Origin of the sequence: Mycolicibacter kumamotonensis (assembly GCF_002086285.1) — a bacterium.
Classification (GTDB): domain Bacteria; phylum Actinomycetota; class Actinomycetes; order Mycobacteriales; family Mycobacteriaceae; genus Mycobacterium; species Mycobacterium kumamotonense.
The window spans coordinates 21,593-34,689 of record NZ_MVHU01000026.1; the positions used below are offsets into that span (position 1 = coordinate 21,593).

The window sequence follows — 13,097 nt, forward strand, 5'->3', positions numbered from 1 at the left end:
CTAGATCTCCAGGCTGGACAGCTGGCCGATGATCGTGGCCGCCAGCGGGTTCAACGTCGCCATCCCGTCGCGGACCGCGGCCCGGGAACCGGCCAGGTTGACCACCAGGGTGCTGCCCGATACTCCGGCCAGGCCCCGCGACAACCCGGCGTCGTGAATACCGGCGGCCAGGCCGGAGGCGCGCAGCGCCTCGGAGATACCCAGGATCTCGCGGTCCAGGATGTCGCGGGTGGCCTCCGGGGCGACGTCACGCGGGGTGACACCGGTGCCGCCGACCGACACGACCAGGTCGACTCCGCCGATCACCGCCGTGTTCAGCGCGTTGCGGATCTCGACCTCATCGGCGGCGACGGCGACCACGCCGTCGACCATGAACCCGCCCTCGGCCAGCAGTTCGGTGACCAACGGACCGCTGTGGTCCTCATCGCCGTGCGCGGTGCGGTCGTCGACGACGACGACGAGCGCGCGGCCGGCGAGTTCTGAGGTCTGTTCCATGGATCCAACCGTATATCGCAGCGACCCGGCGGGTCAGCGAGGCTCGACGAAGGAGAGGCGAAGCTGGGCCCGCCGCATCAACCGAGCGGGTCAGCGAGGCTCGACGAAGGAGAGGCGAAGCTGGGCCCGCCGCATCCGTTACTGCGGGGCTTTGCCCAAGGTGACCTGTACCGACTTGGAGGCCCCGCTGGCGTCCAGGTAGGTCAGCGTCACCTGGTCGCCGGGCGCCTTGGACCGCACCGCGGCCACCAGGGCGTCGGCACTGCCGATCGGGCGCTTGTCGAAGGCGGTCACCGTCACGCCTTCCGGCAAGCCGCCTTTCGCAGCCGCCTCCCCCGGCACCACCTCGACCACCTTCGCGCCGTGCAGGCTGCGGTCACTGGTGACCCGCACCCCCAGCGAGGCGTGCGATGCGGTGTGGTCCGGAGAGTTGATGAGCTCGTCGGCGATCCGCTTGGCCTGGTCGACCGGAATCGCGAAGCCCAGGCCGATGGAGCCGCTCTGAGCCTCGGCAGAGTCCCCGCCCATCGTCGCGATCGCCGAGTTGATGCCCACCAGGTCACCGTTCATGTTGACCAGCGCCCCGCCGGAGTTGCCCGGGTTGATGGCGGCATCGGTCTGGATCGCGTCCAGCACGGTGTTCTGGTTGCCGGCTTCACCGGTGGTGGACACGGGCCGGTTGAGCGCGCTGACGATGCCGGTCGTCACGGTGCCCTCCAGGCCCAGCGGCGACCCGACCGCCACCACGTGCTGGCCCACCCGCAGGTCCGCCGAGGAGCCGAGCGTGATCGGGGTCAGATCGGAGACCCCCTGCACCCGCACCACGGCGATGTCGCTGGCCGGGTCGGCTCCCACCACGCTGAAGGGCGCGGTGCGCCCGTCGGCGAAGGTCACCGTGGTCTTCAACGGCGCCTTGGAGGTCGCGTCCGCCTTGGCGGCTGCGGCCACCACGTGGTTGTTGGTCAGGATCATCCCGTCGGCCGACAAGATGATGCCCGAGCCTTCTTCGGACTGGCGGCCCAGATCGGTCTCCAACATGACGACGCTGGGCACCACCTTCGCCGCGACCTTCTCGACCGAACCGTCGGGCAGTACGACCGCGGCGGGCACACCCGGCGCCTGAGCGCTCATGTGGCTGCTACCGGCGGCCGCTTTGTGATCGGAGTGCAGCGTCGAGCCCACCACGCCACCGGTCACCCCCGACAGTGCGGCGATGGCGGCCGCACCGAGCACCAGCGCGCCCGTGCGCGAGCGCCTCGGGGGCAGGCCCGGACCCGGGACCGGCGACCGGCCGTAGGACGCGTCGTAGGCGGAGCGGTAGGCCGGCTGCTGGGCCGGCTGTTGGGCATAGCGCCAGTCGTACGACTGCGAGTAGGGACCCTGCGCGGCCCGGCCGGGATAGCCGGCCGGTCCACGGTGCTGCCCCGCAGACGCACCCGTCTGATCGGACTGTTCCGGCTGCTGCCGCGGCGGAGGGTAGCCCGGGTGGTTCATCATGTCGTTGCCTGCTCCTAGAGACGCGAAGTTGCCTCACCACCATGCCTAGGTGGACTGAGAACCGCCTGTGATCGACGTGGCCGGTATCTCGCCGGCGGACGGGGGCCCACCGGGCAGCACCATCCGGAACGACGTCCCGGGCGGCTGACCGCCGGGAACGGTGTCTTCGATGGTGATCGCCCCGCCGTGCTTGAGCACCACCTGTTTGACGATCGCCAGGCCGAGACCGGACCCGGGCATCGCCCGGGCCTGATCGGACCGGAAGAAGCGTTCGAACACCAATTCGCGCTCGTTCTCCGGGATTCCCGGCCCCATGTCGGACACCACCATCTCGACATGCGTCGGGTCGATCTGACGCATCCGCAGCCGGACGATCCCGCCGGACGGGCTCCACTTGGCGGCGTTGTCGAGCAAGTTCAGCACCGCCCGCGACAGGCCCGCGGCATCGCCGTAGACGTTCCAGGGCACCACCTGGATATCGAACTCGATGTCGTTGCGGCGCCGCCGGACTCGTTCCATGCTGCGGTCCACGACCTCGGTGAGATCGACCTGCTCGAACGCCGCCTCGCGCCGGTCATCGCGGGTCAGATCCACCAAATCGCCGACCAGCGTGGACAATTCCTCGATCTGGCCGATGGCATCGGCGCGCAGTTCGGCCATCTCCTCCTCGGGCAGCTGCGGAGCGCCCGGCGCCGCGGAGGCCATCAGCAGCTCGACGTTGGTACGCAACGACGTCAGCGGGGTCTTCAGTTCGTGACCGGCGTCGGCGACCAACCGTGCCTGCCGCTCCCGCGACTCGGCCAGAGCCCGCAGCATCGCGTTGAACGCCTCGGTGAGCCGGGCCAACTCGTCGCTGCCGTAGACCGGGATCGGGCGCAGGTCATCGGTGCGCGCCACCCGTTCGGCCGCCTCGGTCAGCCGGCCCACCGGCCGCAGGCCGGTCCGGGTGACCATCCCGCCGGCGATGGCGGCCACCACCACGCCGACCCCGCCGACGACCAGCAGCACCCAGCGCAGCTTCATGGTCACCGCCCGGGTGGGCGCCAGGCTCTTGGAGATCAACAACGTGCTGCCGTTGGGCAGGTGTACGGCCAGCACCCGCTGCCCGGCGGCGGTGCGCCGCGACAAGAACAGTTCGCCACGGATGACGGCCTTCTCCTGCGGCCCGACCGGCAGCCGCTGGCCGGGCTGATTGGCGGTGTAGATCGATCGGCCGGGATTGACCAGCATGGCGTTGACGTCGGAGTAGGCGGTGCCCTCGATCGCCTTGCGGGGATCGGCGGCCAGCGAACCGCTGGCGATGAGCATCTCGGTGCGGCTCTGCAGCTGATTGTCGATGTCGTTGTAGAGCGCCGCCGAGATCACCGCATAGACGGCGACGGCCATCAAGACCACCACCAGCGCGACCATCGACATCGCCAGCAGCATCACCCGCCAGCGCAGCGACAGGGAGGTGTTCTGCGCCGAAGCGCCGTCCTGCCGCCGGTGGAAAAATTGCATCAGGGCGGGGTCTCGCGGAGCACGTAACCCACCCCGCGCACGGTGTAGATCAGCCGCGGCTCCCCTTCGGCTTCGGTCTTACGACGCAGATACCCGATGTAGACCTCCAGCGCATTGCCCGAGGTGGGGAAGTCGAAGCCCCACACCTCCTCGAGGATGCGGCTGCGGGTGAGCACCCGGCGCGGGTTGGCGATGAGCATCTCCAGCAACGCGAATTCGGTGCGGGTCAGGCTGATCTGCCGGTCACCGCGGGTGACCTCGCGGGTTACCGGGTCCAGCGTCAGATCCTCGAAGGTCATCGCCACCGACTCCGACAGGTCCTCGGCGGTGGTGCGGCGCAGCAGGGCGCGCATCCGCGCCAGCAGTTCCTCCAGGGCGAACGGCTTCGGTAGGTAGTCGTCGGCGCCGGCGTCGAGGCCGGCCACCCGCTCGGAGACCGAGTCACGCGCCGTGAGCACCAGGATCGGCAGGTCGTCACCGGTGCTGCGCAGCTGCCGGCAGACTTCCAGGCCGTCCAGCCGCGGCATCATGACATCGAGGATCATCGCGTCCGGCCGGTCGCTGGAGATCGCCTCGAGCGCCTCGACGCCGTCAGTGGCCAACGAGACGGAGTAGCCATTGAACGACAGGGATCTGCGCAGCGACTCACGCACCGCGCGGTCATCATCAACAACCAGTACCCGGGTAGCCATAATTGCTATCCAATCATCGATGGGCGATCTGGTGGGTAAAGAACCGCTCGTGTCGAAGCGTTATTACCGACGGTCGAGGTCGATCAGACCCAGGCGTGCTGCCTTCAGCAACCGACGCGGCACCTTGTGGGCGCGGCCGGCGACCGACACGTTGACCAGGCCAGTTGCCTCGGCCTTCCACTGCGCGCGGCGACTACGGGTGTTCGCGCGCGACATCCTGCGCTTCGGCACGGCCATGGTCGAGCCTCTCCTCAAATTGATATATCGCCACTAGACGCCAGTGGCGGGACTTTTGAAAGGATAGCGGGTGACCAGCGTCGGCTCCAAAAGGGCAAACCCGAACCCGGCGAAGCCGGGACCGCTCACGCAGCGCGCCGCTCAGTTCGGGCGTCGCCCACCTTGACGCGACACCAGCGGTAACGGCTAACCTACCGGTTGGTTGAATGATGGGATTGCAGATGACAGCACCGGTTCGGATCGGCAACTGCTCGGGCTTCTACGGCGACCGGCACGCCGCGATGTACGAGATGCTCACCGGCGGTGACCTGGACTATCTCACCGGTGACTATCTGGCCGAGCTGACCATGCTGATCCTGGGGCGCGACCGGATGAAGCACCCGGAACGCGGCTACGCCAAGACCTTTCTCACCCAGCTCGAACAGTGTCTGGGACTCGCCCGGGACAAGGGCGTGCGCATCGTGGCCAACGCCGGCGGACTCAACCCGGCCGGCCTGGCCGAGGCGGTGCGGGAGCTGGCCGACCGACTCGGGGTTCCCGCCCGGGTGGCCTACGTCGAGGGCGACGACCTGCTTCCCCGGGCGGCCGAGCTGGGTCTGGGTTCGCCGCTGACCGCCAATGCCTACCTGGGCGCCTGGGGTATCGCCGAGTGCCTGGCCGGCGGGGCCGACGTCGTGATCACCGGGCGGGTCACCGACGCCTCGGTGATCGTCGGACCCGCCGCCGCCCACTTCGGCTGGGGTCGCACCGACTACGACCGGCTCGCCGGCGCGGTGGTGGCCGGCCACGTCATCGAGTGCGGTGTCCAGGCCAGCGGCGGCAACTACGCCTTCTTCACCGAGATTCCCACCGAGCAACTGCTCCATCCCGGCTTCCCGCTCGCCGAGATCCACGCCGACGGGTCGTCGGTGATCACCAAGCATCCCGGCACCGGCGGGCTGGTCAGCGTCGACACCGTCACCGCCCAGCTGCTCTACGAAGTCACCGGGGCCCGCTACGCCAACCCCGACGTCACCGCCCGGATGGACAGCATCGAACTGTCGCCCGACGGCCCGGACCGGGTGCGCATCTCCGGGGTCACCGGGGAGCCGCCGCCGCCCACCTGCAAGGTATCGCTGAACAGCATCGGCGGGTTCCGCAACTCCACCACGTTCGTGCTGACCGGCCTGGACATCGAGGCCAAGGCCGAACTGGTGCGCACCCAGCTGGAGGCCGCGATGACGGTCCGCCCGGCCGAGCTCCAGTGGACGCTGGCCCGCACCGACCACCCCGACGCCGACACCGAAGAAACCGCCAGCGCCCTGTTGCACTGCGTGGTACGCGACCCCGATCCGGCCAACGTGGGCCGCAAGTTCTCCGCGGCCGGTATCGAGCTCGCACTGGCCAGCTACCCCGGCTTCTGCGTCACCGCCCCGCCCGGCGACGGCCAGGTCTACGGCGTGTTCACCCCCGGTTATGTCGACGCCGCGGCGGTACCGCACGTCGCCGTGCACGCCGACGGCACCCGGGTCGACATTCCGCCTGCCGCCCAGACCCTGGAACTCGCTCCCGCCGCCGAGCCGGAGCTGCCCGAGGCGCTGCCGGCCGGCTCCACCCGCCGGGCGCCGCTGGGGCTGATCGCGGGCGCCCGCAGCGGTGACAAGGGCGGCTCGGCCAATGTCGGGGTCTGGGTGCGCACCGATGAACAGTGGCGCTGGCTGGCCCACGAACTGACGGTGGAGAACCTGCGTCGACTGCTGCCAGAGACCGCCGAGTTGCCGGTCACCCGGCACCTGCTGCCGAAGCTGCGCGCGGTCAACTTCGTCATCGAGGGCATCCTGGGTCAGGGCGTGGCCTATCAGGCCCGGTTCGACCCCCAGGCCAAGGGATTAGGCGAGTGGCTGCGCAGCCGCCATCTCGAGATACCCGAGCAGCTGTTGTCAGAAGGGAAGCCATGAGTATCTGGACTACCGCCGAGCGCCAAGAGCTGCGCAAGACGGTGCGCGCCTTCGTCGAACGCGAGATCGCACCGCACGTCGAGGAGTGGGAGCGCACCGGCGAGCTGCCGCGCGAGCTGCACCGCAAGGCCGCCGAGGTCGGCTTGTTGGGTGCGGGCTTTCCCGAGGAGGCCGGCGGCAGTGGCGGCGACGGCGCCGACGCGGTGATCGTCTGCGAGGAGATGCACCAGGCCGGAGCGCCCGGCGGGGTGTTCGCCTCGCTGTTCACCTGCGGGATCGCGGTGCCGCACATGATCGCCTCGGGCGATGCCCGGCTGATCGAGGAGTTCGTCCGCCCGACGCTGGCCGGCGAGAAGATCGGTTCACTGGCCATCACCGAGCCCGGCGGCGGCTCGGATGTCGGGCACCTGCGCACCACGGCGCGCCTGGACGGCGACCACTACGTGGTCAACGGCTCCAAGACCTTCATCACCTCCGCAGTGCGCGCCGACTATGTCGTCACCGCGGTGCGCACCGGCGGCCCGGGGGCGGCCGGGGTGTCGCTGCTGGTGGTCGAGAAGGACACACCCGGGTTCGAGGTGTCGCGCAAGCTGGACAAGATGGGCTGGCGCTCCTCGGACACCGCCGAACTGTCCTACGTCGACGCCCGGGTCCCGGCCGCGAACCTGGTCGGCGGCGAGAACACCGGCTTCGCCCAGATCGCCGGGGCCTTCGTCTCCGAGCGGGTCGGCCTGGCCGCGCAGGCCTACGCCAGCGCGCAGCGCTGCCTGGATCTGACCCTGGCGTGGTGCCGGGACCGGGAGACGTTCGGCCGGCCGCTGATCTCGCGGCAGGCGGTGCAGAACACCCTGGCCGAAATGGCCCGCCGCATCGATGTGGCCCGGGTCTACACCCGCCACGTCGTCGAGCGACAGCTGGCCGGGGAGTTCAACCTGATCGCCGAGGTGTGCTTCGCCAAGAACACCGCGGTGGAGGCCGGTGAGTGGGTGGCCAACCAGGCCGTGCAGCTGTTCGGCGGCATGGGCTACATGTCCGAATGCGAGGTGGAACGCCAGTACCGCGACATGCGGATCATCGGGATCGGCGGCGGAACCACCGAAATCCTCACCGCGCTGGCCGCCAAGAGCCTTGGATACCAAGCGTGACAACACTGAAGTCCACCCTGGACCCCACCTCCCCCGCGTTCACCGAGGCAGCGGCGGCGCTGACCGACAAACTCGCCGAACTCGACGCCGAGCTGGCCAAAGCGCTCGCCGGTGGCGGCCCCAAGTACGTCGAACGCCACCACGCCCGGGGCAAGCTCACCGCGCGGGAACGCATCGAGCTGCTGATCGACGCCGACTCGCCGTTCCTGGAACTGTGTCCGCTGGCCGCCTGGGGCAGCGAATTCCAAGTCGGCGCCAGCGCGGTGGTCGGGATCGGCGCGGTCGAAGGCGTGGAGTGCATGATCGTCGCCAACGACCCGACGGTCAAAGGCGGTACCTCCAACCCGTGGACGCTGCGAAAGATCCTGCGGGCCAACCAGATCGCCTTCGAGAACCGGCTTCCGGTGATCTCCCTGGTGGAGTCCGGCGGGGCCGACCTGCCCACTCAGAAGGAAGTGTTCATCCCCGGCGGTCAGATGTTCCGAGACCTGACCCGGCTGTCGGCCGCGGGTATTCCGACCATCGCGCTGGTGTTCGGCAACTCCACCGCGGGTGGGGCGTACGTGCCCGGCATGTCCGACCACGTGGTGATGATCAAGGAACGCTCGAAGGTGTTTCTCGCCGGCCCGCCGCTGGTGAAGATGGCCACCGGCGAGGAATCCGACGACGAATCCCTCGGTGGCGCCGAGATGCACTCCCGCACTTCCGGGTTGGGCGACTACTTCGCGAACGACGAACTGGATGCGCTGCGCATCGGCCGCCGGATCGTGGCCCGGCTCAACTGGGTCAAGAAGGGCCCGAAGCCGATCGCCGTGGTGGAACCGAAGTACGACGCCGAGGAACTGATCGGCATCGTTCCGGCCGACCTGCGGATCCCGTTCGACCCGCGTGAGGTGATAGCCCGGATCGTCGATGGTTCGGAGTTCGACGAGTTCAAGGCGCTGTACGGCTCGTCACTGGTCACCGGCTGGGCCCGGCTGCACGGCTACCCGGTGGGCATTCTGGCCAACGCCCGCGGGGTGCTGTTCAGCGAGGAGTCGCAGAAGGCCACCCAGTTCATCCAGCTGGCGAACCGCTCGAATACCCCACTGCTGTTCCTGCACAACACCACCGGGTACATGGTCGGTAAGGCCTACGAAGAGGGCGGGATGATCAAGCACGGCTCGATGATGATCAACGCCGTGTCGAACTCGACGGTGCCGCACATCTCGCTGCTGATCGGCGCTTCCTACGGCGCCGGGCACTATGGCATGTGCGGGCGGGCCTACGATCCGCGGTTCCTGTTCGCCTGGCCGTCTGCCAAAGCGGCGGTGATGGGCGGGACGCAGCTGGCCGGGGTCATCTCGATCGTGAGCCGCGCCGCCGCCGAGGCCCGCGGCCAGCAGGTGGACGAGGCCGCCGACGCGGCGCTGCGGGCCGCGATCGAAGCCCAGATCGAAGCCGAATCACTGCCGATGTTCTTGTCCGGCAGGATCTACGACGACGGGGTGATCGACCCGCGCGACACCCGCACCGTGCTGGGAATGTGCTTGTCCGCCATCGCCAATGGCCCGGTCGAGGGGACGTCGAACTTCGGCGTCTTCCGAATGTGAGGACCCCATGATCAGCAACGTTTTGGTGGCCAACCGCGGCGAGATCGCCCGGCGGGTCTTCACCACCTGCCGCCGGCTGGGCCTGGGCACGGTCGCGGTCTACACCGATCCCGACGCCGGCATGCCGCACGTCGCCGAAGCCGATGCGAAGGTCCGGCTGCCCGAGACCACGTCGTACCTGTCGGCCGAGGCGATCATCGCCGCGGCCCGCGCCGCCGGCGCCGATGCGGTGCATCCCGGCTACGGATTCCTCTCCGAGAACGCCGAGTTCGCAGCCGCCGTCCAGGCCGCCGGGTTGACCTGGATCGGCCCGCCGGTGGCCGCGGTGACCTCCATGGGCTCCAAGATCGAGGCCAAGAAGCTGATGGCCGCGGCCGGGGTCCCGGTCCTGGAAGAGCTCGACCCGGCAGGCGTCACCGCCGCGCAGCTGCCGGTGCTGGTCAAGGCGTCGGCCGGCGGCGGTGGCCGGGGTATGCGGGTGGTCACCGAACTGCCGGCGCTGGCCGATGAGGTCGCGGCCGCCCAACGCGAAGCCCAGTCGGCGTTCGGGGACCCGACGGTGTTCTGCGAGCGGTACCTGCCGACCGGCCGCCACATCGAGGTTCAGGTGATGGCCGATGCGCACGGCACGGTCTGGGCGGTCGGCGAACGGGAATGCTCGATCCAGCGCCGCCACCAGAAGGTCATCGAAGAGGCCCCCTCGCCGCTGGTGGAGCGCATTCCCGGGATGCGCGACAAGCTCTTCGAGGCCGCGCGCCTGGCAGCGAACGCCATCGGCTACACCGGCGCGGGCACCGTGGAGTTCCTCGCCGACGAGCAGGGCGCGTTCTACTTCCTGGAGATGAACACCCGGCTGCAGGTCGAGCACCCCGTCACCGAGGAGACCACCGGCTGCGACCTGGTCGAGCTGCAGTTGGCCGTCGCCGACGGCGCGCGGCTTGGTCCGGAACCTCCTGCGGCACAGGGACACTCCATCGAGGCGCGACTGTACGCCGAGGACCCGGCCCGGGGCTGGCAGCCGCAGGCCGGGCCGGTGCACGCCATCGACGTCCCGGGGGTGGCCGCGCGGTTCCGCACCCTGTGCCGGCATACCGGGGTCCGGCTGGACTCCGGCATCGAAGACGGCTCGACGGTGTCGATCCATTACGACCCCATGCTGGCCAAGGTGATCAGCTATGCGCCCACCCGCGCACAGGCGGCCGCCGTGCTGGCCACCGCGCTGACCCGCGCCCGGCTGCACGGGCCACGCACCAACCGTGACCTGCTGGTCAACGTGCTGCGGCACCCGGCGTTCCTGAACGGCGACACCGACACGGCGTTCTTCGACACCCACGGCCTGTCCGAGCTGTCCGCACCCGTGACCGACGCGGCGACCATCCGGACCTCGGCGGTCGCGGCCGCGCTGGCCGACGCCGCGCACAACCGGGCCACCGCGCAGGCGTTCGGCTCCATTCCCGGCGGCTGGCGCAACCTGGCGTCGGGATTCCAGGTCAAGACTTACGTCGACGACGACGGTGTAGAACATCGCGTCGAATACCGTTTCACCCGAACTGGATTGACCGTCAACGATGACGTCAGCCTGGTCTCGTACACCCCGCACGAAGTGGTGCTGGCCGACGCGGCCGGGGTGGCGCGCACCTTTACCGTGGCCCGTTACGGCTCGGCTTTCCAGGACATCTACGTCGACTCCCCCGCCGGCGGCGTGCACCTGGTGGCGTCGCCGCGATTCCCCGACCCCGAATCCGCCGTCGCACAGGGATCGCTGCTGGCGCCGATGCCCGGCAACGTGATCCGGTTGGGTGCCGCCCTCGGCGATCAGGTGAGCGCCGGCCAACCGCTGATCTGGCTGGAAGCCATGAAGATGGAGCACACCATCAGCGCCCCGGCCGACGGGGTACTCACCCACCTCAACGTCAAACCCGGCGATCAGGTAGAGGTCGGCGCCGTGCTGGCCCGTGTCGAAAAGCCCGAAGCCTCAGCAGAAGGAGATCCACTGTGACCGATTCCAAGAGCGACACCAGCTTCATCGAAAGCGACGAACGGCGCGCACTGCGTGAGGCGGTCGCGGCGATGGCCCGTAACTACGGCCAGAACTACTACCTGGAAAAGGCCCGCGCCGGTCAGCACACCGACGAATTGTGGAGCGAGGCAGGCAAGCTCGGCTTCATCGGCGTCAACCTGCCCGAGGAGTACGGCGGCGGCGGCGCGGGAATGTACGAGCTGTCGCTGGTCATGGAGGAGATGTCCGCCAACGGCTGCGCACTGCTGATGATGGTGGTCTCACCGGCCATCAACGGCACCATCATCTCCAAGTTCGGCACCGACGAGCAGAAGAAGCGGTGGATCCCCGGCATCGCCGACGGCTCGCTGACCATGGCGTTCGCCATCACCGAGCCCGACGCCGGGTCGAACTCGCACAAGATCACCACCACCGCGCGCCGCGACGGGTCCGATTGGATCATCAAGGGGCAGAAGACCTTCATCTCCGGCATCGATCAGGCGCAGGCCGTGCTGGTGGTGGGCCGCAGCGAAGACGCCAAGACCGGCAACCTGCGGCCCGCGCTGTTCGTGGTGCCCACCGACACGCCCGGACTGAACTACACGCCGATCGAGATGGAGCTGATCAGCCCGGAGCGTCAGTTCCAGGTGTTCCTCGACGACGTCCGGCTGCCCGCCGATGCGCTGGTGGGCTCCGAGGAAGCCGCCATCGCGCAGTTGTTCGCGGGCCTGAACCCGGAGCGCATCATGGGTGCGGCCAGCGCGGTCGGCATGGGGCGCTTCGCGATCGGCAAGGCCGTCGACTACGTCACCACCCGCCAGGTGTGGAAGACCCCGATCGGGGCGCACCAGGGCCTGTCGCACCCGCTGGCTCAGAACCACATCGAGATCCAGTTGGCCAAGCTGATGATGCAGAAGGCGGCGACGCTGTATGACGCCGGTGACGACTTCGGCGCCGCGGAGGCGGCCAACATGGCCAAGTACGCCGCCGGTGAGGCGTCGACCCGGGCGGTCGACCAGGCGGTGCAGTCGCTCGGCGGTAACGGTCTGACCAAGGAGTACGGCATCGCGGCGGCGGTCACCGCGTCCCGGCTGGCCCGGATCGCACCGGTGAGCCGCGAGATGGTGCTCAACTTCGTCGCGCAGACGTCGCTGGGCCTGCCCCGGTCGTACTGATGAACACGCTGGTCTCCTATGCCGGGCCGGAAGACACCGGCGACGGTTCGGCCCGGCTGACCCTGGACTCGCCGCATAACCGCAACGCGCTGTCGAGCGGGTTGGTCGCGCAGCTGCACGCGGGGCTGCGCGATGCGGCCGCCGACCCGAACGTGCGGGTGATCGTGCTCGGCCATACCGGCAACACGTTCTGCGCCGGCGCGGACCTGAGTGAGGCCACCGGCGACCCAGATGCCAGTCCCGGAGAGCTCGCCGCGGATCGGGCTCGCGAAATGGCGGCACTGCTGCGGGCGATCGTCGAGTCACCGCGCCCGGTGATCGCGGCGGTCGACGGGCACGTGCGGGCCGGCGGCATGGGGCTGGTCGGCGCGTGCGATATCGCAGTCGCCGGACCGGCCGCCACGTTCGCCCTGACCGAGGCCCGGATCGGCGTGGCTCCGTCGATCATCTCGCTGACGCTGCTGCCCAAACTTTCCCCCCGGGCGGCCGCCCGCTACTTCCTGACCGGGGAGAAGTTCGGCGCGGCCGAAGCCGCGGCGATCGGGCTGATCACGCTGGCCGTGGACTCGGCCGGCGATGTCGAAACGGCCGTCGCCGGTCTGGTGCGCGACCTGCGGCTCGGTTCCCCGCAGGGGTTGGCGGCCGCTAAGGCGTTGACGACCGCTGCGGTGCTGGACGGGTTCGACCGCGACGCAGAGCGGCTCAGCGTGGCCTCGGCACGGATGTTCGTTTCCGAGGAGGCTCGTGAAGGGATGGTGGCTTTCCTGCAAAAACGTCCTCCCAACTGGGCCGTTTAGCCACTTTGGTGAACCGTACTTGCATCTTGGT

The 13,097-nt window shown here is 69.2% G+C and carries 11 protein-coding genes; 6 read left to right on the plus strand and 5 right to left on the minus strand.

The window, feature by feature from the left end:
* The 5 genes from BST28_RS16310 to rpmF form a co-directional block, all read right to left on the minus strand.
* Positions 1-495, minus strand: coding sequence for a MogA/MoaB family molybdenum cofactor biosynthesis protein (locus BST28_RS16310; protein WP_065286924.1), 495 nt, complete (start codon positions 493-495; stop codon positions 1-3).
* Positions 496-633: 138 nt separating this feature from the next.
* Positions 634-1,992 (minus strand): S1C family serine protease, encoded by a 1,359-nt coding sequence (locus BST28_RS16315; RefSeq protein WP_083081896.1) that lies wholly within the window; start codon positions 1,990-1,992, stop codon positions 634-636.
* A gap of 45 nt (positions 1,993-2,037) precedes the next feature.
* Positions 2,038-3,492, minus strand: coding sequence for a HAMP domain-containing sensor histidine kinase (locus BST28_RS16320; protein ID WP_065286922.1), 1,455 nt, complete (start codon positions 3,490-3,492; stop codon positions 2,038-2,040).
* Positions 3,492-4,184, minus strand: a complete 693-nt coding sequence (locus BST28_RS16325) for a response regulator transcription factor (RefSeq protein ID WP_019738968.1) — start codon at positions 4,182-4,184, stop codon at positions 3,492-3,494. Before BST28_RS16325 ends, BST28_RS16320 begins: the two co-directional genes overlap by 1 nt.
* Before the next feature lie 63 nt (positions 4,185-4,247).
* Entirely contained in the window at positions 4,248-4,421 is a 174-nt protein-coding gene (rpmF, locus tag BST28_RS16330) for a 50S ribosomal protein L32 (protein ID WP_013827873.1), read from the minus strand.
* A gap of 221 nt (positions 4,422-4,642) precedes the next feature.
* Here rpmF and BST28_RS16335 point away from each other — a divergent pair, with 221 nt between their 5' ends.
* From BST28_RS16335 to BST28_RS16360, 6 genes are read left to right on the plus strand one after another with little or no spacing between them, the layout of a single operon-like run.
* The gene (locus BST28_RS16335; RefSeq protein ID WP_109510808.1) at positions 4,643-6,358 is read left to right on the plus strand and encodes an acyclic terpene utilization AtuA family protein; all 1,716 of its coding nucleotides are present in this window, start codon (positions 4,643-4,645) and stop codon (positions 6,356-6,358) included.
* Positions 6,355-7,503, plus strand: a complete 1,149-nt coding sequence (locus tag BST28_RS16340; RefSeq protein ID WP_065286921.1) for an acyl-CoA dehydrogenase family protein — start codon at positions 6,355-6,357, stop codon at positions 7,501-7,503. The genes BST28_RS16335 and BST28_RS16340 overlap by 4 nt, the downstream gene beginning before the upstream one ends.
* A complete protein-coding gene (locus tag BST28_RS16345) occupies positions 7,500-9,095 on the plus strand; it encodes an acyl-CoA carboxylase subunit beta (protein ID WP_019736617.1) in 1,596 nt (531 codons plus the stop codon). The genes BST28_RS16340 and BST28_RS16345 overlap by 4 nt, the downstream gene beginning before the upstream one ends.
* 7 nt (positions 9,096-9,102) lie before the next feature.
* Positions 9,103-11,094 carry an acetyl/propionyl/methylcrotonyl-CoA carboxylase subunit alpha gene (locus tag BST28_RS16350; protein ID WP_065286920.1) on the plus strand — a complete coding sequence of 664 codons (1,992 nt, stop codon included), beginning with the start codon at positions 9,103-9,105 and terminating at the stop codon, positions 11,092-11,094.
* Positions 11,091-12,269 carry an acyl-CoA dehydrogenase family protein gene (locus BST28_RS16355; protein ID WP_083081899.1) on the plus strand — a complete coding sequence of 393 codons (1,179 nt, stop codon included), beginning with the start codon at positions 11,091-11,093 and terminating at the stop codon, positions 12,267-12,269. The genes BST28_RS16350 and BST28_RS16355 overlap by 4 nt, the downstream gene beginning before the upstream one ends.
* Positions 12,269-13,066 carry an enoyl-CoA hydratase family protein gene (locus tag BST28_RS16360; protein ID WP_083081901.1) on the plus strand — a complete coding sequence of 266 codons (798 nt, stop codon included), beginning with the start codon at positions 12,269-12,271 and terminating at the stop codon, positions 13,064-13,066. Before BST28_RS16355 ends, BST28_RS16360 begins: the two co-directional genes overlap by 1 nt.
* Positions 13,067-13,097 lie beyond the last annotated feature (31 nt).

Coding starts and splice junctions, on each gene's coding strand:
- BST28_RS16335 (WP_109510808.1), top strand. CDS start 4,643: ATGACAGCACCGGTTCGGATCGGCAACTGCTCGGGCTTCTACGGCGAC.
- BST28_RS16315 (WP_083081896.1), bottom strand. CDS start 1,992: ATGATGAACCACCCGGGCTACCCTCCGCCGCGGCAGCAGCCGGAACAG.
- BST28_RS16350 (WP_065286920.1), top strand. CDS start 9,103: ATGATCAGCAACGTTTTGGTGGCCAACCGCGGCGAGATCGCCCGGCGG.
- BST28_RS16325 (WP_019738968.1), bottom strand. CDS start 4,184: ATGGCTACCCGGGTACTGGTTGTTGATGATGACCGCGCGGTGCGTGAG.
- rpmF (WP_013827873.1), bottom strand. CDS start 4,421: ATGGCCGTGCCGAAGCGCAGGATGTCGCGCGCGAACACCCGTAGTCGC.
- BST28_RS16340 (WP_065286921.1), top strand. CDS start 6,355: ATGAGTATCTGGACTACCGCCGAGCGCCAAGAGCTGCGCAAGACGGTG.
- BST28_RS16310 (WP_065286924.1), bottom strand. CDS start 495: ATGGAACAGACCTCAGAACTCGCCGGCCGCGCGCTCGTCGTCGTCGTC.
- BST28_RS16360 (WP_083081901.1), top strand. CDS start 12,269: ATGAACACGCTGGTCTCCTATGCCGGGCCGGAAGACACCGGCGACGGT.
- BST28_RS16320 (WP_065286922.1), bottom strand. CDS start 3,492: ATGCAATTTTTCCACCGGCGGCAGGACGGCGCTTCGGCGCAGAACACC.